Genomic DNA, 20,338 nt, shown 5'->3' with positions numbered 1-20,338 from the left:
AGAACATAAAAACTATCTTTTACTTTCTCTTCTAATAATGCTCGTTGTAGCACTTTTTTTTGTTTCCATAATAAAATTTAAAGGTGCGGCTTAAATTGCCTCTATATCTATAAAAATTGTGATTTTATAGAAGCAACGATATACTTTATTAATTCACTACAGTTAAAGATGAAGAAAAAGGAAGTGACAATATACACAGATGGAGCATGCTCTGGTAACCCAGGGACAGGAGGGTGGGCAGCAATCATATTATTTCAAAATCATAGAAAGAACATCTGTGGTAGAGAAGAAAATACTACAAATAATAAAATGGAGTTAACAGCAGTGATCAATGGACTGAAGGTATTAAAATTTCCTTGTAATATCAGTTTGTATACGGATAGCCTCTATATTAAATACGGTATAACAGAATGGATAAATAAGTGGAAAATGAACGGCTGGAAGACAAGTAATAAGAAGTCAGTAAAAAATATAGAATTATGGAAAGAATTAGACGATGTTGCTTTGCAACATGAGATTAACTGGAAGTGGGTGAAAGCGCATAATGGTGATAAATACAATGAAGAAGCCGACAGCTTAGCAAGAAAAGCAATAATCGATGCTTAAAAAAATAGCTCTATCATTTTCTATAATTTTATTATTTATATTCTGCTTCTTTATCCCTTTTAAAGGGGAAGGTCCTTTAGAAATCAATATTAGTTATATTAATTTTTATATAAAGAAAAAAATATTAAAGATATTTACCAATTCGGATGTCAGCATGGAGAGTACCTCGGTTATTTGGCAGAAAGATGGCAAGCTAGTCATTACAGATTTAAAAATAACAAATCCTGACTTTACCATAGAAGTTCCTGAGCTTTTCGTACACTTTAAGTTAAGTTCCAAAAAGTTCTTTCAGGTTTTAGCTGGTAATGTACACATATATATCAAGAAGGAAGAGACCAGAGGAATAACAACATCTGTAATGACAGATAAGATGAGTAGTACAAAAAATCTGCTGAAGACAATAAGAAAAATTTTTTTCTACTTAAATGCAGACTCAAGGATTGAAATTACTAACATTGCTGTCAATAAAAGCACGGAAGGTGAATTCTTCATTGATAAAGTATATGTAGGAAAGGAGGAAAATTTTAATGTTTTGGATATTCGTGTTCATACAAAAGATAAAAAGGGGATTCTAGATGATTTATCTATTATGATAAAAAATCGCAATAATTTGTTAAATTTGTATGGAACATTTTATAACCTAAAGTTGGGGCTATTTAACGAGTTTTCCACACTAGTTAAAAGTTACAATTTGGACAAAGAAATAGGGTTCAAAGGGAACTTCTCAATGAGAATTAATGGAAAGGATGAAGTTATGGATGGAAACATATACGTGTTAAATACAGAGAGTCACTCAGGTAAAAACTTAGCCTTGACTAATGTAAATGTAAATTTGACATATAGTGATGAAATCATTAGCGTAAAAAACTTTCATTTTAGGTTAAATGATACTTACCTTTCTTTGATTGGCAAAATGAACTTTGGCACAAATCATGCTTTTCTTAGAGTTAATATTAGTAAACTTGTTGCAAAAGATTTATGTACTTATGTACCAGATGGTCTAGTGAACAATGAATTTAGAAAGTGGTATTGTAATAATATTGATGGGAATATTATAAATACAATTATAAGTTTTAACGGTAAAATCGATAGTTTAATAAATGATGATCTGTCAGGTATTGTAATTGTTGCTGATATAGAAAATGGCAGCGTTCAATTTGATGAGGATTTTGAACGAGTAGAGAACTTGAATGGTGAGTTAACTCTCAAGGATAACAATCTCAAAATTATTGTAAATAGAGCTAAGTTTCAGAATTTTACTATCAATAGTGGTCATATTGAAATGAACTCTCTCAATAAAGAAGATTCTGTTCTTACCATTAATGGTCAGGCTGTAAGTGATGCTTATGGGTTATATGAGCCTATAAGATTTAAGCTGGATGATGTGGTAAAACTTGAAAGAGATAAAGTAGGTGGAATAGCAAAGTCTGTATTCAATTTTCGCATTTTTAATCTAAACTCTAGTGATAAAAAAGTAGATTTTTCGGCCAAATTTCATTCTGAAATTGATAATTTGGTGGTGTATAATGGAAGTTTTGGTAAGTATGATATTAAGCTCGATTTTGGGAGTGACTTTATAGATTTAAATGGTAGTGGTATGGTGAATAATACACAGCTTCTATTTGACCTCAAAAGTAGCAATAAAAATGAAAATTTTGCCTGGAGTTTGACTGGAGATTTACCTGCTCAAATACTTAATTTCGGTGATGGTTATATCAATGCAAATATAGAGTCAGTAATGTATCAAGACAAAACAGGGTACGTTAATGGTAATATAGATTTATCAGAGCTCGAGTTGCGTTCAAGCTACTTAGGGTGGAAAAACCATTTTGAAGATCACAATGAAATTTTATTTTCTACAAGGCTAAAAGGAGCAGGTAAGTTACTAATAGATAAACTAGATGTTGTAGGAAATGATCTAGAAATAAAATTTAGCGGAAGAGTAGAAAATGGAAATCTATATTTAAATTCTAGCAACTTTAAATTACCTGATAATAATTTTAGTATAGAAATTGAATCAGGTAAGGAGAAAAATGCCATAACTATTCACGGTGAGAAAATCAACTTAAGTGATGTGTTAGGTTTACTTGGCAAAGATAGTAATCGATTAAATAACAAAATAGAAGTTACTATGAATGTTGATAATATAATTATGAAAGAAGGAATTATCATAAAAGATGCTAAGCTAAATGTAACTTGTGCCAAAGGTGATTGTAGTGGAAGTCAATTCACAGGACAGTTTTTAGAAGATAACAGTAATATACTAGTAGAACATAGTGAAATAGGGCTTGAAATATATTCGGATAATTCAGGTATGCTTTTGCGTTCTTTAGGTATTGGTAAATCAGTTAAAAATGGCAAATTATCTCTTTATCTATCTTCTAAGAGAGAAAATGGAGAACATTATGGTATGTTATCTATCAGCAATTTCTATATCAAAGATGCTCCACTGCTTACCACTTTATTATCAATGTCTTCACTGCCTGGTATTGTAAATGCTATAAAGAACGAAGGTGTACATTTTTATAAGTGTAATGCACCTTTTTCATATAAAGATGGCACTGTTGAAATTGAAGAATCTTGGCTTGAAGGAGCGGAACTAGGCATTAGCACTAGTGGTACGCTCGATATTAAGGGTTATAAATTCCAGGTTGAAGGACAAGTAATACCGGCATACTCAATTAACAAATCTTTGTTGAAAATCCCTATAATCGGAAAACTTCTGACTGGTGGGAAGAGTAGGGGGATTATTTCAATAGACTACAAAGCAAATGGTGATGATAAAAACAACAACGTATCTGTTAATCCTATCTCTTCGCTAACCCCAAGCTTACTTAAGAGGTTATTAGGAGTATTTGATCGTATTATGACAAAAACTAATAAAAGCATTTTAAAAGGTAGTTTGAAGAAGAAATTTAGCTCAATATGACCAGAAGAAAAGTTGTTTATTGATGTTTAGTTAGATGGTAAACGTTAGATACAACAAACAGAGGAAGTTAGATAAAATAATTAAGGGAACAAGAATATAAAGGTTTAACTTGAAGTAACCGGATAAAATCTGAGTCACACTTCCAAGTGCTGGTACCCACGAAAGCAATGCAACTGCACAAATCAGTAGGTGCCTTACAATTTTTGGTGTTTTGTCTTCATTCTCTAATTTGTGATGTGATCTTCTGATAAAAATTGTTATTCTACCTAAATACCAGTTAGCTATTCCACCAAGACTGGATCCTAATACTCCAAAAAGTAATATAAGTAGTTGATCGTAGTTTGACCTAAAGCATAACATAGTGTAAAGTACAAAACCTTGATGTATGGGTAAGATAAGCGATGATACTAGGCTATCTATAAACAATAGGAGATAATTTTCCATACCAAGTTGTTGTACCATCTTCGTTGTCAGAAATTATAACCCCCATTTGTTTCAATTGCTCTCTTATTTTGTCTGCAGTATCATAATCTTTATTTTGTTTTGCTACTTTTCTTAAGTCTATCAACCTTTCTATTTCTTGATGACTCACACCACTTGCAAACCACTCTTGATAACTTGACTCAAGAATACCAATGAACCTTGCGCTTTTAACAAACTTCTTAGTTAATTTGAGCCTCTCACATTCATTACTTGTCTTATTGATTTCTGTAGCCATTTCATGCAATATGGCTACAGCTTCAGGAATGTTTAAATCGTTTTTCAAAGCCTCTATAAAATCTTTAGAGACTTCTGCATCACTTTCCTCAATACATGTACTACGTAATAACCGATAAAACTTGTTTAAAGTTTCTTGCGACTCAGAGATAACATTTTCTGTCCAATCAAGTGGTTTTCTGTAGTGAGTTTTAAGCAGCGCATAACGTATTACTTCACCCTTTATTCCACTATCTAACAAATCCCTTACTTTGACTATATTAAATAAGGATTTGCTCATTTTCTCTTCATTTACCGTAAGAAACCCGTTGTGTACCCAATATTTTGCAAACGTTGACTCAGCAAATGCAGATTTACTCTGTGCAATTTCATTCTCATGATGAGGAAATTGCAAGTCTATACCTCCACCGTGAATGTCAAAATCTTTGCCAAGGTAAGCATATGACATTGCTGAACATTCTATATGCCACCCTGGTCTTCCCTCTCCCCATGGACTATTCCAGTGACTTGAAAGTTTATAGTCAGTTTCGTTTGCAGGTTTCCAAAGTACGAAGTCTCCTGGGTGTTTTTTATTTTCACCAACTTCAACTCTACTACCGTAGTTTAATTCATCAATTTTTTTTCCTGATAAAACGCCGTATTCAGGGTAAGATTCTACACTAAAATATACATGTTTATTGGATTCATAAGCATGACCAGCTTGCAGCAAAGACTCAATTAACTTGATAATGTTATCTATGTTTTCCGTTGCTTTTGGTTCATATGTTGGTTCTGCACAATTTATGCTTTCCATGTCTTCATGAAAAGTTTTAGTGTAATATTTGCTAATGCTTTCTATATTACTATTTTTCTCATTTGCTGCATTGATTATCTTGTCATCGATGTCGGTTATATTACGCACATAAGTAACTTTTCCATAACAAAATTTAAGCAGTCGAAATAATACATCGTAAACAACAATAGAACGTGCATTACCTATATGTGCTGTATCATATACTGTTGGCCCACAAACGTACATTTTTATATGATCTTTATCGATCGGTGTAAAGGGCTCTTTTTTTTTTGTTAAAGTGTTGTAAAGCTTAACCATATACAAAGCTTTTTAGAAAAGAAAATGCTCCAAATATAAGCTGTGGTCCTTTAACTATTACGACAAGAGTAAGTAATAACCCACACAATGATACTAATACTCCCATTATAGAGAGAAATCCATCTTTGCTCATGATACCCAGTGAAATGAGAGTTGTACCAATTGCAGGAATGAAGTTAGTTAAAGGAAGTGGGATTGCTATCGATAATGCACAAAGCAGCATTATAAATGCTAAAATATTTTCACCAGGACCACGAAAAATGAAAGACATTCTTGGTTTCATGAACTTTTCTATTTTTTTTAATGTAGGTGAAGTTTTCTCTACCATGAGAGCTAGTGTTGAACGTTGAAAAGATTTCCTTTCTAGCCAATTAGGCATCCAAGGAGAATCAAACCCAAATAGAAGCTGCAGTGAAAATAAGATTAAAGGTATAGAAAGAATGGTTGTATAGCCAGGTGGAACAGGTATAGGTACTGATAGCGGTAAAGAGAAGATGATTATTAAAATACCAAAACCACGCTCATGTAAAGCTGTTTTAATATCAAATAATGTTACTTTATCATTATCGTTATTATTAGTACCTGCAACCTCTTTTAGAATATCAGAGGCCAATTTTTTATCTTCAGTCAATTTCACACTTTTTTCCACAGTTACCCTTTAATAACAATATAACTTCTAACTAACATAGTTATTGCTATATTTCAATATCGATTATTCATTTCATGCTGTACTTCATTCTTTTATTAAAGTGTTGTAAAGCTTTTAAGTTATAAGGCTTTTAAGAAGAGAAAGTGTTCCGGCTATAAGTTTTGGTCCTTTAACTATTACAATAAGGGTAACCAATAACGCACAGAATGAAACTAACACTCCTAACGTAGATAAAAATCCATCTTTACCCATAATGCCGAGTGAAATAAGAGTTATACCAATTGCAGGAAGGAAGTGAGTAAAAGGTAATGGAAGAGCTATTATTATTGCACAAAGCAACATCATAAAAGCTAGAATCTTTTCACCCGGACCAAGAAAAATAAAAGACATTCTTGGTTTCATGAACTTTTCTATTTTTTTTAATATAGGTGAAGTTTTCTCTACCACGAGAGCTAGTGTTGAACGTTGAAAAGATTTCCTTTCTAGCCAATTAGGCATCCAAGGAGAATCAAACCCAAATAGAAGCTGCAGTGAAAATAAGATTAAAGGTATAGAAAGAATGGTTGTATAGCCAGGTGGAACAGGTATAGGTACTGATAGCGGTAAAGAGAAGATGATTATTAAAATACCAAAACCACGCTCATGTAAAGCTGTTTTGATGTCGAACAATGTTACTTTATCACTATCGTTGTTATTGGTATCTGCAACCTCTTTTAGAATATCAGAGGCCAATTTTTTATCTTTAGTCAATTTCTCACTTTCTTCCACGATTAACCTTTAATAACATTATAACTAACATAATTATTACTGTACTTCAATCATACCTCTTCAATTCTTTAGCCTTGTTTAAACAAATGACACGCACTTTAGTGCGTGTCACGAAACATAAGGAAGCTAACGATCTGGTTCATTAGATGATAGTTTCTCTGAATCCTTAAGTTCTTGTTTAAGGTTTTTAATGCCTTTGCCTAAATCACCCATAACTTGTGGTAACCTACCTGCACCAAACAGAACTAAGATTATTATTAAGACTAGAAACAGCTGCCATGGACCTAAACTCATTTGTACCTCCGTTGAAAATATTAACTTTTAGGTATTAAAACTTGACTGAAGCCAAGTGATACATAAATTATATCACTTTTATTGAATTATAAATCAAGAGTTTTTAATTATCTTATAATAGTTTTAGCCTAACATTAAGTTTAGTTTAGCTGTAGAGTAAAAGGAAGCTCACTAAAAAATTTTGCTAACGTATCATCTTTAGGTCTGTGATATATGTAGCTAGGAACTCCTGATTGAATAATTTTACCATTTTTCATCACGTAAATAAAATCTGCAACTTTCAACGCTTCTTGCGGATCATGAGTTACCATGAGTACAGGAATATTTTTGCTTCTAAAAAGTGACAATATATGGTGCCTTATTCGATATTTGAGCAGTATATCTAAATTAGAAAATGGTTCATCGAGCAAAACAACATCAGGATTTTGCGCCATTACTCTTGCTATTGCAACTAATTGTTGCTGTCCTCCTGATAAAGCATGAGGGTACATGTTTTCATATTTTTCTATATTAAATAGCTTTAAGATTTCCAATGCAGTAAGGTATTTTTCTTTCTTAGAAGTACTGCAAATAGCAAAAGTTATATTTTCTATTACTGTTTTATGAGGAAATAATGCAGAATGCTGAAAAATCAATCCGATATTTCTACGCTCTATAGCAATTGACACTTTGTTACTTGCAACTAATTTATCATTTATAACAATGGTTCCAGATTTTGGATTTTCTATTCCTGCGATTAATTTTAGAATTGTTGACTTGCCACAGCCAGAATGACCTAGTAAACAGGCAACACTTCCTTTCTTCACTTGAATGTTGATGTTGCTTAAAGCAAAGCCATCTTGATTACTATAAAAGTAACTAATATTGTTAACTAGCATTAATCTTTCAATTGGAATCGTATTATTAAATATAACAGTATTACATTCAAGAAATACAGAAATATTTTTTATTATTGTGAATTAATTGTACAGGGTGCCTAGAAAAATGCGAGACTTTTTGCTATAATTTTGCATAAATAGCAGAAGACATGGGACTATAGCTCAGTAGGATAGAGCGTTGGATTCCTAATCCGAAGGCCGTGCGTTCGAATCGCACTAGTCCCACTTAATTTTGATAAAGTGGTTTAACAATCAAGAAATTATAATTGGTTTGAAAAGTGATTCTAGGAGCTAGATTGCATGGTTTCTCAAACTTGAATTTACAGGTTCAACCTTATTTTCTCTCATTTCGCTGTAACTTGGAAGTGTAAAATTTTTTACATGTAATCCAGTTACCATTACAACTAAAATAGCTAGGACACTGCAAACTAATGCACCAGCTAAAGATGGAACCGTCACAGCAGCAGCAACAAACAATCCTGCAATAACAACTCCAACAACATCACTCCTTAATGAGGCGTAAAAACTCTCCTTACTTTTTTTGTATTTAGTTTCTTTTTCATGTGGTGGAGAAAATTGAGCCTCTACAAAGCCGTTAGCTTTCTTATCATTATTTGGTGTGACAGTTGGGCCAGTCCTTGTTGATACAGGTGCTTCATTTTTGTTATTATTACCATTAGTACTAACTGGAGGCGCTGTTGCCGTAGGTTTATTACTAATATTTTTGTTAGGTTCTGTTCTATTTTCTTCTACGCTTGGCGTAGTAACAACCTGGTCAGTCCCTGTTACTACAGGTGTTTCATCCTTGTTTACTGCTGATGCGCGTGTTTCTTGATCGTTCTGTATTAGCACTGTCGCTGCTACAGAATTCTTTTCTGCAAAAGCAGTGCAGAATGCATCATCTTTTAATTGTTGGTATAATCTGTACAATTCATCTTCAGGATTTAACTTTGATTGCTCTGCATTAATATTTCGCAGTAGCGTGCCTAGAATCTCAGCATTACTGTTATCAGTATAATGAACAACAAAGCATAATATAGATTTTTCTCCTTCAATTTTGCTAACGTAATACCTTCCTTCTTGACCGATTGCATTGATGATGGTCATTCCATTTTGTAAGAGAAATTTTATAACGTTCAAATTTTGATCTTTAATTGCATATTCTAGTACAGCATTTTTTTCACATTTGCTCTGAAGATTAATTCCCTTCCTTTTTAACCTTTTTTGCAAATCTTCAAAACTAGTAACTGTGCTATCCTGTTTTGTAACCCTATCTATATCAAGACACAGATTCCTAATGTCATCATTATTTAGCGTGAGACCAGTGCTTGTATTACTGACATTGGACTCCGCTCCATCAGGTGTGTTTTGCTTCTTGTTTATTGCTGATCTAAGCAGTGCAATTATTACACAGCTTGAGAGATATTTATTGTGATCAGAATTGCTGAAATCGACTTTAAATTCAGAATCTATTTTAAGTTCTTTTCCAAGTGATAATTTTTTCTCTTCAATTATTTCTAAAAGATTTCTTATGCCATCTTCTGGTACGCCTTTCATATACTTTAAAAGTAACCTAACTTTTGTTAGTTCACCACCTATAGAGGCATGACTCAGAGCCTGAACTTTTTCTTCTCCAGTAAATCTTTTGTTATCCAAGAGTACCTTCATAATGTCAGTGTCCTCATTGCAAGTAGCTGTGTTGAGAGCCTCCAGTATTTTCGCATGATCTATGTAATCTAACGATCAATCACCTTAATACCCTCTTCAATAATCAAGTAACTAAGGAAATTACAGTTACAGATTCAACACATCCACTATTTGGCAGAACATTTCCAATATCTTCTGTCAGCTCAAAAGTCCACAATGTATTTGTTACTTATCGCAATTACATCATTCTACGTATTCCGTTTTCTGCTACCAACTTAGCTAGTAAGCAAAACTTTCTCACCAGCAAGTTAACGTGGTCTTCATTATACGAATTTGTTTCTCTAGCAAAGGAGTATAAATTATGCCATGTAAACCATGTCAAGTGTGGCAGAAAATGTCGCAACGTTTCAAGTCAGAAGTTTTAGAAAATATATTATTAGTGTCCAAAGAGGTTATCTATGAGTACATCAGAGCTAATTACAGCACAGCATTTAGCACGCGAAGCAATAATTTATATCAGACAATCAACACCTCATCAAGCATTGAGCAACCAAGAAAGTTTGGAGTTACAGTATGCACTAAAACAAAGAGCAATTGACCTTGGATGGAAAGCTGATAATGTTGTAATCATTGATAGTGATCTTGGTTTAACTGGTGCTAGTGCTGAAAAGCGTGAAGGGTTTAAAGAGATTGTCACTAAAGTCACTTTATCAAAGGTAGGAATTATTCTCTCCTACGATGTGACTCGCTTATCACGTAATTGTTCTGACTGGTATCCTTTACTGGATATATGTGGCTATAAACAGTGTTTAATAGCTGACCGGGATGGTGTTTATGATCCTGGTACTATTAATGGTCGGCTGTTACTTGGTCTGAAAGGGCAACTTGCTGAAATGGAGTTATCTACTATAAGAGCTAGACTAAATGCTGGACTATTAAATAAAGCAACCAGAGGTGATTTAGCCTTATCTCTCCCAGTTGGTCTTGTTCGTAACATTGATGGTTCTGTGAACAAGGATCCTAACCTTGAAGTTCAGTCTCGTATCAATCTTATTTTTGAAACTTTTCTAGAAAAACGAACAGCATCAAAGGTTTTAAGACATTTTAATGATCATCAACTAACTCTTCCTAGATATAATAATTTCAAAGAACTACAGTGGAAAAAGCCAACTGTTGCAGCAATTACCTCAATACTAAAAAACCCAGCCTATGCTGGAGCATTTGTTTATGGGCGTTCCCGTACTACATACCATAAGCCATCTTCTGCTGACAAAACAACAAAAAAATTACCAATGGAGGAATGGAAAGTTCTGATCAAAGGTAAATACTCAGCTTACATAGATTGGGAAACTTTTACAAAGATTGAGATGATGCTAAAAGATAATTATGCAGAATACGATCGCAATAAAACACGTGGTATAGCAAGACCAGGTGCAGCATTATTACATGGAATAATTTATTGTGGAGAATGTGGACATAAAATGTTGGTACAGTATAAAGGAGGAAATCGTTATTTATGCAACTATCTACGTCAGCAGTATCGTGTACCTGTATGTCAGCTTTTACCAGCTGATATTATTGATAATGAAGTAGTTCCCAAATTTTTTGCTGCACTTGGTCAAATTGAGCTTGATGCTTATACTCAGGCGATTAACTCACAATTGCAATCTGAGCAAGCAATTAATAAAGCACATTTACAACAATTAGAGCGCCTAAAGTACCAAGTTAGATTGGCAGAAAGACAATTTAATCAAGTAGACCCTGACAATCGTCTTGTAGCTGCAGAACTTGAAAGACGCTGGGAGAAAGCATTGAAAGAACTCCAACAAGCAGAAATTATGTTCGAACGTCAGCGTCCAAGTGATCCAACACCTCAATTACCTGAAGAACTGAAAACAGTATTTTTAGATGTAGGCAAAAGATTACCTGAAATTTGGTATAAATCAATTCTATCACGTCAACAACAAAAGTCCTTTCTTCGTTGTCTCATTGATAAAGTGGTAGCACACAGAATCAGACGCGATTGTCTTCAGGTACGCATTATATGGCATGGTGGCGAAACTACTACTTCTCATGTTCCCATTCCAGTAAACTCTTTTCGCGAGTTGACTAAAGCAAAAGAAATGGAACAGTCTATAATAAAGTTAAGTAAAGAAGGTAAAACAGATGCAGAAATTGCTAAGTACTTAGAAAAACAGGGACATCGCTCCCCCACAAAAAACATCGTTTTAGAAAATACAGTAAAAACTATTCGGTTAAAAAATAACATTATGCGAGCAAGGAATCAGTCACATCCGCTTAAAGTATCTGGATATCTTACCGTTCCACAAATTGCAAAAATCCTCAATGTTACTACACATTGGATTTATGATAGAATTAATAATGGTCAAATCAAAGTACGAAAAGATGACAGTAAAACCAGAGGAAAATATTTATTTGAGAATACGCCAGAGACTGTTAGAATCCTTATGGATTTTAAACATGGTAAACTCAACAATCCAAATTTTTTATAGGAGTATCAATATGCATAATCAAAAAACGGCTCAAACCCTTGAACATTGCCTTGAATAATAGCACTATTTAAAGCACTAATTTTTTCTTCTTCTTCAAACTTACCACTATTCAAAAGTATCCTTACAACATCAGCTTGTTTATTTGCTACAGCTATGTTCAACATAGTTCTACCACCGCTGCTTTTTTTAACTTTAATATCTAACTGCGCAAACAATTCAACAATTCTTAGAAATACAGCAGAATCGTCTGAAACACCGTGCCTTTCTGAATAGATGGCATCTGCAAGTAAATCAAAAATTTTTGCATCTGTTGGCCCACTTTGTTTTAGCTTCTCACCAAATTCCTGAGCAGCTATATTAGGATTATCAGTTACAAATTTCTTTACATCTTCATAAGTTAAATTACTGATCATATTCAAATCTTACTATTATTGCTATACGCTTATTATATCAACTTTTTCATTATTCAGTCAAGTAATCTTGCAGTATCAAATGGCATGATATATATTGATTTATGATTCTCGAGCAAATGATAGAAGATTTAGCCTATAAGTTAGTGAAAGTAACCGAAGCTGCAGCACTTGCTGCATATAAATTGGCAGGCCTTGGTAATGAAAAAAAGGCCGATCAGGTTGCAGTTGATGCAATGCGTACGGTGCTAAACTCAATGGAAATAAATGGTACAATTGTGATTGGAGAAGGGGAGAGGGACGAAGCACCGATGCTATATATCGGAGAAAAAGTTGGCACAGGAAGTGGCCCTGAGATTGACATTGCTGTTGATCCACTTGAAGGCACTACGATTTGCGCTCATTATAAACAAGGGGCAATGTCTGTTCTTGCTGCAACAAAAAAAGGTAATTTTTTACATGCACCTGATGTTTATATGGAAAAGATAGCAGTGGGAAAAAATCTCCCAGAGGGTGTAGTCTCACTAAAAAATAGGATTGAGAAGAATCTGGACAATTTAGCCAAGGCAAAAGGATGTAAAGCAAGTGATCTTATAGTAACTGTACTTAAACGTGAAAGACATGATGAATTAATAGCAAAAATTAGGAAGCTAGGAGCAAAAGTGAAATTAATAGATGATGGTGATGTTGCAGCCATAGTTTCGCTAATAAATGGCAATCACGATATGTATATTGGAACAGGTGGAGCTCCAGAAGGAGTGCTTGCAGCAGCAGCGCTAAGCTCAATCGGTGGGCAGATAGAAGGAAGATTAATATTTGACACGGATCAATTAAAAGAAAGAGCAAAAAATTTGAATATCACTGACCCAGAAAAAATCTACACCGTGAAAGACATGGCAAAAAGTGAATCAGTGTTTATTGCAACTGGAGTAACAAATGGAGAGTTTGTGGATGGAGTAAAGTTTGGCCAAGATATTTGTCTGACTAATTCATTAATAATATTGCCTGGTAAAGTAATAAAAATACAAACAAAATCAATATCTTAAACATTTGTTATATGCTAATTATAAAATTTTATAGAAGGAAGATACTTATAATTGTCTTAAAAAAAATGAATTTACATGTTAATTTTAGCTTTACAACATTTGGCATTAAGTTATAATTAAACTTATTTAAGTATGAGAGGTGTGAAATGTTTGACTGGTTTTCTAATTTGTTAAATAGTGAGGAGAAAAATTCACCGCCTGAAAAAAATAATAATTCTTTCTCTAACAGCACAGAAAGTTTATTAGTCCGATCTACTAAAAAAAATCCTCAACTTGATGATCAAAGTAGAACTGACGCGTCTCCTCAAATAAATCTTCAATTTAGTGAGGATGATGTAAAAAACGTGCTCCAAGACTTCGAAAAATTGGATTATAATGATAGTAAGTGTTTTAACAAAATAGCAGAGAAGTATAAAAAAGAGAGAGGCCTTTTTGACTATGTAGTGTTAAGCAAGCGAAAGGAGATAATCAATATATTAGATAATAAGCTTCCTGATCTCAAAGGACAAGAAGAGTTTAGAAAAAGATTGGGTGAGTATATTTATTCTAGGATTAAAGATGGAATGAGTTATGGAGAAAAGCTCCAAAGTACACTTCAGTTTCTTAAAGGTAAGGCAGAAGAAGTATTATCAGATTTTAAAAATTTGAGATTCGATTTTAAGGATAATAAATGTGAAGACCCTAATGATTATGTAAATTATAATAGCGGCCGGCCGGCAGATCCATTTGATAAAATAGCAAATTATTATCGAAGAAAAAGGGATATTTTTCTTTTTAACTATGCGATATTGAGTCAGCAAGAAGAAATAATGAATATATTAGATAAGAAGTTTACTAATGAAGATCAGAAAAAGAATTTTGAAAATAGGTTAGGTAGATATCTTATTCGAATTGAAGAAGGGATGAATGATGCAAAAGAATTTCTAAAAGAAGATGGTCTAGTAGGCTTTTTTGATGGACGTTATTGGCCAGGCGAAAATGCAGAAGTTAATCATTATGATAATCTTAGTGTAAATATTATTAAACCTGAAAAGAGTTTAGAAACAAGCCATCTTTTCACTGACAAAATTGAAAGGATGAAAAGAAATAAAAATGAGGTAAAAAGAGCAAAAATATACAGCGATGGTAAACTAATTGTAACGATTGAAAAGAATGATAAGCAACAAAGAAATTACTGTTTTGAAGAAAATGCAATATGCAACATCAAAGTTAGGTGGAGTGCAGAAGATGAGAAAGGTAATTCTGTTAACTGCTTTATTAGTTTAAATGTAAATTCTGGTGAATTTGAGATTGAGAAGGCAACTATTAATGATGAAGATGTTGAGCTAGACGAAATTTTGAAATTAGCTAAGCAAAATAAGGATATGCTTATAGAAGGTGAAGCTTTGTACGAATTTTTAGAAAGAGATCTGGAGCACGTACTATGTGAGGAGAAGAAGAATGTACAACCACAGAAAAAAGAAGTTGTTACAACACCTAGCTCCATTCTCCATGATGTGGAACTAGATGAGGTCAGCGAAGAGAAAGATATAATAAACAGAGGCCGTATTCCCTGGTTTTTTGGTAGTTAGATGTATACTACACATTAAACCTAAAGTGCATTATATCACCATCTTGCACTATATAGTCTCTGCCTTCGAAGCGAATTTTGCCTGCATCTTTACATGCTGATTCGCTTCTATATTTTACATAATCTGCAAAGCTTATAGTTTCTGCTTTTATAAAGCCTTTCTCAAAATCAGTGTGAATTACACCTGCTGCTTTGTCAGCTGTTGATCCTATCTTTATTGGCCATGCCCGTGCTTCTTTTGGCCCTACAGTAAAAAAAGTTATCATACTTAGCACTTCATACATAATACGTGCTACTCCATCAAGTCCTGATTCTTGCAAGCCAAATTCTGATAAAAAACTCTGTTTTTCTTCTTCGCTATCAAGATTTGCAATATCTGCTTCGAGTTTTGCTGAAATACAATAAAATTTGCTTTTATTTTCCTCTGCCATTTTCTCTACCTTTTTAGATAATTCATTACCAGTTATAACATTTGTATCCTCAACATTGCAGACGTACATAACAGGCTTTGTTGTTAGCAATTGAAGCAACTTCATTTCATCTTCATCAATATGCTCTAAACTTCTTGCAGGCTTGCCAAGTTTTAAAGTAGCTAATACCTCTTGCATTAATTCAAGTTGTCTCTTTAGCTCTTTATCACCTTGCTTTGCTTTTTTTTCAAGTTGTGGAAGCCTTTTTTCTATGCTATCAATATCAGCTAGAATTAATTCCATTTCCACTACTTCAGCATCTGATATTGGATCTACAGTGCTGTGTACGTGACTGATATCGTCATCCGTAAAGCATCTGAGCAGATGAACAATGGCATCAACTTCTCTGATATGACTCAAAAATTTATTTCCTAGTCCTTCACCCTTGCTTGCACCCTTAACCAGGCCTGCAATATCTACAATTTCTAATTGGTTGTAGATTACCTTCTCTGAACTGGCAATTGCGGCAATTTGTTTCAAACGCTGATCTTGTATTGGCACTTTGCCAACATTTGGCTCGATTGTACAGAAAGGATAGTTTGCAGCTTCGGCTGCACTTGACTCTGTAAGTGCATTAAATAAAGTTGATTTTCCTATATTTGGTAACCCAACTATACCACAGTTAAAGCTCATATTTGCTATTTAAAGCCTTAATTATTGCATAATTAAAAAATTTTTGCTATACCTAATTAGTTACTTATTAATAAGTTAGTTAATATAATAACATATAGCTTGAATTAAGGTAGAAATTATGGTTGGGCTTAGAAAACGGAAATTACCAAATGGTTTTGACAGTATTGAAAATGCTAAAGGACGCAAGACTTCAGAGAGTAATGTAGAAAAAGAACCTTCTAATAACCAAGTAGTTAAATATGATACTGCAGGTGATGGCAATTGCTTTTTTCATGCAGTGTTTGGTGATAACAGTTCTGGTACATATAAAGCTGAAAGAGCGCAAGATATGAGAATGGAATGGCACAAATTTTTAAGTCGATTTACGTCTTTAGATGATCCAAGTATGCCAGCTCCTTTAAAGGATCAGCTAGAAAAGGTTTTTAATATGTTTTTTAATAAGCCAGGGGATTTAACTGGCAAGTCTGATAAAATAAAGGGTCTGGTTAAGCAAACAAATAGGAAAATTGAAAATGCTGAAGGTAATGTGAAGAGGTTAGTAAGTAGAGCTGTTAGCAAATTTAATATATCGCATAATCAAGCTGTGCTTAATCTAAGTGAATATGCAGAGGCTCTTGATGGCATTGGTGAGAGTGACTATAATGCCGAATATAACAGTGATTTTATTACACGCTCATTTCTTGACAAACCTGAACTCTATCAATCCTATCTAGAAGCAATAGAAAGTAAAAGTTATTTTCCTTTTATTGAAGAAATTCAATTATTAGCTTCTTTAGCTAACATTGAAATTAATGTCCATTGTGAAGTTAGCGGTAGAGAGAAGCAACAAAAGTTTGAACCAAAGCCTGAAATGATAAATGATGATGAAATGAATAAGTTCTTGGGTCGTGATGGTTATAAAATAAATGACGAATTATGGGGTAGTAAAGAGCGAGAAACAATATATCTTGAAGGAAACCATTACTCTAGAGCTAAAATTGTAACTCAAGAGTTAATAAAACAGCAGCAGGAGCACGAAGACTTTCTATTCGCAAGAGAACTTCAGATAGATGAAATTTTGGAGTATTGTAACCTTTCAAAGGATATCTCTGAGAGAGCAGAGGTTGAGAAGAGGTTTGATAAGTTATTGGCAAAAAATGCTGATGGAAAAATTAGTGATGTTGTAGGGCAGTGCATTAATGATGTACAGCAAAGTATAAAATGCCTTGAGGAGCCAGTCTTATCAAGAAGGTGCAGTGTGGAAGAAGCACATGTAGAGAAAGCATTTCATCAACAACAGCAAATACTTGCACATTAAATTTTCATGGCCCCATATATTTCTACATGGGGCGTTCTATAAAAATTTTTCAATTTATACTGAACAAATTACAAGAGTGTGGTTATGCTTAATTAATGATTTATTGATACTTTTATTGGTACAATAATTTAATATCTAGAGGGGTAAAATTATGAACTTAAATTAACAATTACTAATAGATTTACATGACATCGAAGTCAATACAATTAAAAAGGAAAAAAACTTTGATTTTAGAACTGCTTTAATACAACTCTTCAAGTCTTTATATGAATTATTAGGGAAAAAGCAAAGCACTTCTAAAATAGACTTAGCTAACGCAGCAGAAAGGGAAAGTAAAAGACTAGGATTAGAAGGTAGATATGACTGGAATGAAATTTTTGATTTAGAGAAAGAAGTTACTGAAAAAGCAGAAAAACAAAGTGATAAAGAACAAAAATTAAACAAATTTGACAACTTTTATGTAGGACAGGCAATCAGTAATGGAAGCTGTTTTTTTCGATTCTTTCAGGCAGAGTCTAGAACAGCAAGCAGGAATACAGGTTACTGTAGAGCAGTTAAGGAATGACTGTAAGAGATTTGCACAAGACAATCCTTCAGAGTGGTTTATAAGTAAAATTGGCAATGATTTTGATGAGGTTGAAGGTGAGTTCATAAATCGTGGAATTACGTGTGACCAATATATCAATCGCATTGAAAAAAATGAATTTTGGGGGCGTACCGATATTGAAGGTAGAATACTTTGTGGGAAGTATTATGTAAAGTTGCATGTTGTAGAGAGTAATCCATTGATTATTACTGATAATCAACAAGATCCGTTCTTGCATCAATTAATAGATAGTTTAGGATCAAAAAATGCAGGTGAGTATAACAGGGTAGATTATAATGACAATAGTGTCTTACATATAGTAAATAGTGGACATGCCCATTTTGAACCACTGCTTAATAGATTAGCAAAACAAACGCAAGAACAACTGTTTGCAAAGCAACTTCAAGAGCAAGAAGATCTTATCTACGCACAGCAGCTTCAAGAAAGAGAAGATTATTCACTAGCAATGAAATTTCAAGAACAAGAACAAAAAGTTACTATCTGAGAAAATTACTATGAAAAGGGGAATTTCACGTTTAGGTGATCAATCTTCATTATCTCATCAAAATTATGTCAGCTTTGTAAAGGATTGTACGGGTTTGATAACAGAGATGGTAAGTTTGTTTCAAGAGAGTATAGGAGAAAAAGACAATGTGACTATGCCAAGGAGTACTATGCTAGAAATTTGCGAAAGATTTGATGAATTGATTAAGCATTGTGTAGAAAGTGATCAAGAAATACAAAAGATGCTTGAAGAAGTATTTGAACAAATTAATGATAGCCCTGCTCCTTCAGATATAAGTAATGGAGATTTATCAGCACTACCAAATAAAGAGCTGGATGAAGCTTCATATTCAGAAGATTTTGGATATTCTAGTAGATGTTCTACTCCTAGATGTTCTACTCCCGTCTGATGCCACCTTGTATTTTGAGTTTAGTTAGCATATCAACTAAAGTTTATCACTGGTACAATTGTGATAAGTGTTCTCCTCTACAGGTAAGATAATTTTAATCAATATATACAAGACTGCTGAAGTTTTGTATATGGGTGATGAGCAATTTACTTAATAAATATAATACATTTTATTTTATAGCTAGTTCTCTGGCTACTCTTACATTACTTACATCTTTAGCGCTTATTAATGTACCTAGTTCTTTAATTCTCGCTTTAGCTGTATTATCTGTTTTGGCTTTTATGATTTTGTATAAAATAATTATTGACACTAGGAAAGTGGGAAAGGAATTTGCTCACAAAGAGCGTGAGTTGACTCAAGAAAAGCACAATTTATACGAGAAAGGAAGAAAATTTGGTCAAAAAATAGAAGCTGAGAGGAAATCTTTTCTTAAAGAAAAAAAATCTTTGGAGGAGAAATTAGAAGCAAAAATGATCCATATAATTGGAATAACAGAAGAATTAGAAAAAGTAACGAAGGAGAAAGATGAGCTTGCTGCACAAGAAAAAGAACTACTCCATAAAATCTCATATTTGTGTAAACAGTTACAGGAAAAAGAAGCTAATCTAACTGAGAGGAAAAAACTCATAATCGAATTGAAAAGAAAAATAGACAATGATAAATATGAAGAATTATATAAGGAAGTAGAGAAATTATCTAAAGAAAAAGAGGAGTTATCTAAGGAAATAGACAAATTACGTAAAGAGAAACATATACTATATATGAAAAAAGAAGAATTACATAAAAGACAAGAAGAACTTTGTGTGGAATTAGATGAATTACAATGTAAATTTAAAGAAATTGATCAGAAAAATAAAAACTTATCTCAAGAATTAAAAAGGAAATTTGAAGAGCTAGATAAAGCAGATGGTTTAATTAAAAATCAGTCTTTTGAGTTAGACAGAATAAGACAAGATTGTAATAACGAAGTGAAAAATTTAAGAAATTCACTTTTAGAGCGAGACAGTCAAATAAAACAACTTCAATATGTGATAGATAAGATAGAAGAATCGATAAGAGAAAATGAAACAATTAAAGATTATAGCAAAAAAATAATATTAGGGGAGACTCAGAAAATAAAATTTATATTAGGGGAACTTGCACAATTCACTCCAGTTAACGGTTCCAAAACATCGGAGAAAACGTCTGATTCTTTACAGGAAGATCTTGGATATGCCAGTCGTTCACCCACTCCGACCAGATTATCGGGTTCAGTGTCTGTACAAAGCATTGCAAGTGGACCAATCCCTGAATATGGATTGTAAAATGCAACAATTACTCT

Annotated in this window: 18 protein-coding genes and 1 tRNA gene; 10 read left to right on the top strand and 9 right to left on the bottom strand. The window is 33.2% G+C overall.

The window, feature by feature from the left end; genetic code table 11:
- Positions 1-168: 168 nt before the first annotated feature.
- Positions 169-606 (top strand): ribonuclease HI, encoded by a 438-nt coding sequence (gene rnhA, locus OPS21_RS03430; RefSeq protein WP_010401349.1) that lies wholly within the window; start codon positions 169-171, stop codon positions 604-606.
- On the top strand, positions 599-3,535 hold the full coding sequence (locus OPS21_RS03425; protein ID WP_265027723.1) for a DUF3971 domain-containing protein: 2,937 nt from the start codon (positions 599-601) through the stop codon (positions 3,533-3,535). The genes rnhA and OPS21_RS03425 overlap by 8 nt, the downstream gene beginning before the upstream one ends.
- 30 nt (positions 3,536-3,565) lie before the next feature.
- Here the strand turns inward: OPS21_RS03425 and OPS21_RS08050 are convergent, their stop codons facing one another.
- The 6 genes from OPS21_RS08050 to OPS21_RS03400 form a co-directional block, all read right to left on the bottom strand.
- Entirely contained in the window at positions 3,566-3,979 is a 414-nt protein-coding gene (locus tag OPS21_RS08050) for a YqaA family protein (RefSeq protein ID WP_012481730.1), read from the bottom strand.
- Entirely contained in the window at positions 3,948-5,342 is a 1,395-nt protein-coding gene (gene cysS, locus OPS21_RS03420; protein WP_264336748.1) for a cysteine--tRNA ligase, read from the bottom strand. Before cysS ends, OPS21_RS08050 begins: the two co-directional genes overlap by 32 nt.
- Complete coding sequence (locus OPS21_RS03415; protein WP_264336749.1) at positions 5,335-5,991, bottom strand: exopolysaccharide biosynthesis protein; 657 nt, start codon at positions 5,989-5,991, stop codon at positions 5,335-5,337. Before OPS21_RS03415 ends, cysS begins: the two co-directional genes overlap by 8 nt.
- Positions 5,992-6,105: 114 nt before the next feature.
- The gene (locus OPS21_RS03410; protein WP_264336750.1) at positions 6,106-6,759 is read right to left on the bottom strand and encodes an exopolysaccharide biosynthesis protein; all 654 of its coding nucleotides are present in this window, start codon (positions 6,757-6,759) and stop codon (positions 6,106-6,108) included.
- Between the two features lie 126 nt (positions 6,760-6,885).
- Entirely contained in the window at positions 6,886-7,053 is a 168-nt protein-coding gene (tatA, locus tag OPS21_RS03405; RefSeq protein WP_006013840.1) for a twin-arginine translocase TatA, read from the bottom strand.
- Between the two features lie 140 nt (positions 7,054-7,193).
- Positions 7,194-7,931 (bottom strand): ABC transporter ATP-binding protein, encoded by a 738-nt coding sequence (locus tag OPS21_RS03400; protein ID WP_007302769.1) that lies wholly within the window; start codon positions 7,929-7,931, stop codon positions 7,194-7,196.
- Positions 7,932-8,082: 151 nt separating this feature from the next.
- Between OPS21_RS03400 and OPS21_RS03395 the strand changes: the two genes are divergently transcribed.
- Positions 8,083-8,156 (top strand) — tRNA-Arg (locus OPS21_RS03395).
- A gap of 66 nt (positions 8,157-8,222) precedes the next feature.
- Here the strand turns inward: OPS21_RS03395 and OPS21_RS03390 are convergent.
- Positions 8,223-9,587 carry an ankyrin repeat domain-containing protein gene (locus OPS21_RS03390; protein ID WP_265027722.1) on the bottom strand — a complete coding sequence of 455 codons (1,365 nt, stop codon included), beginning with the start codon at positions 9,585-9,587 and terminating at the stop codon, positions 8,223-8,225.
- A gap of 449 nt (positions 9,588-10,036) precedes the next feature.
- Between OPS21_RS03390 and OPS21_RS03385 the strand changes: the two genes are divergently transcribed.
- Entirely contained in the window at positions 10,037-12,091 is a 2,055-nt protein-coding gene (locus OPS21_RS03385) for a recombinase family protein (RefSeq protein ID WP_264336378.1), read from the top strand.
- A gap of 5 nt (positions 12,092-12,096) precedes the next feature.
- Here the strand turns inward: OPS21_RS03385 and OPS21_RS03380 are convergent, their stop codons facing one another.
- Positions 12,097-12,504 carry an ankyrin repeat domain-containing protein gene (locus OPS21_RS03380; RefSeq protein ID WP_265027721.1) on the bottom strand — a complete coding sequence of 136 codons (408 nt, stop codon included), beginning with the start codon at positions 12,502-12,504 and terminating at the stop codon, positions 12,097-12,099.
- Between the two features lie 119 nt (positions 12,505-12,623).
- Between OPS21_RS03380 and glpX the strand changes: the two genes are divergently transcribed.
- The gene (gene glpX / locus OPS21_RS03375) at positions 12,624-13,547 is read left to right on the top strand and encodes a class II fructose-bisphosphatase (RefSeq protein WP_264336800.1); all 924 of its coding nucleotides are present in this window, start codon (positions 12,624-12,626) and stop codon (positions 13,545-13,547) included.
- Between the two features lie 146 nt (positions 13,548-13,693).
- Complete coding sequence (locus OPS21_RS03370) at positions 13,694-15,118, top strand: hypothetical protein (RefSeq protein WP_264336753.1); 1,425 nt, start codon at positions 13,694-13,696, stop codon at positions 15,116-15,118.
- A 7-nt stretch (positions 15,119-15,125) separates the two neighbouring features.
- Here the strand turns inward: OPS21_RS03370 and ychF are convergent, their stop codons facing one another.
- Entirely contained in the window at positions 15,126-16,220 is a 1,095-nt protein-coding gene (gene ychF, locus OPS21_RS03365) for a redox-regulated ATPase YchF (protein WP_265027720.1), read from the bottom strand.
- A 118-nt stretch (positions 16,221-16,338) separates the two neighbouring features.
- Here ychF and OPS21_RS03360 point away from each other — a divergent pair, with 118 nt between their 5' ends.
- The 4 genes from OPS21_RS03360 (at position 16,339) to OPS21_RS03345 (ending at position 20,321) form a co-directional block, all read left to right on the top strand.
- Entirely contained in the window at positions 16,339-17,517 is a 1,179-nt protein-coding gene (locus OPS21_RS03360; RefSeq protein ID WP_264336754.1) for a hypothetical protein, read from the top strand.
- 479 nt (positions 17,518-17,996) lie between these two features.
- Positions 17,997-18,608 carry an OTU domain-containing protein gene (locus OPS21_RS03355; protein WP_265027719.1) on the top strand — a complete coding sequence of 204 codons (612 nt, stop codon included), beginning with the start codon at positions 17,997-17,999 and terminating at the stop codon, positions 18,606-18,608.
- Positions 18,609-18,618: 10 nt separating this feature from the next.
- On the top strand, positions 18,619-19,017 hold the full coding sequence (locus OPS21_RS03350) for a hypothetical protein (protein WP_265027718.1): 399 nt from the start codon (positions 18,619-18,621) through the stop codon (positions 19,015-19,017).
- 137 nt (positions 19,018-19,154) lie between these two features.
- Positions 19,155-20,321 (top strand): hypothetical protein, encoded by a 1,167-nt coding sequence (locus tag OPS21_RS03345; RefSeq protein WP_264336732.1) that lies wholly within the window; start codon positions 19,155-19,157, stop codon positions 20,319-20,321.
- Positions 20,322-20,338 lie beyond the last annotated feature (17 nt).

The organism is Wolbachia endosymbiont (group B) of Chorthippus parallelus, from assembly GCF_947251815.1.
Lineage (GTDB): Bacteria > Pseudomonadota > Alphaproteobacteria > Rickettsiales > Anaplasmataceae > Wolbachia.
Note: the sequence above shows the minus strand (reverse complement) of the source record. Positions and strands in the feature narration are given on the sequence as shown.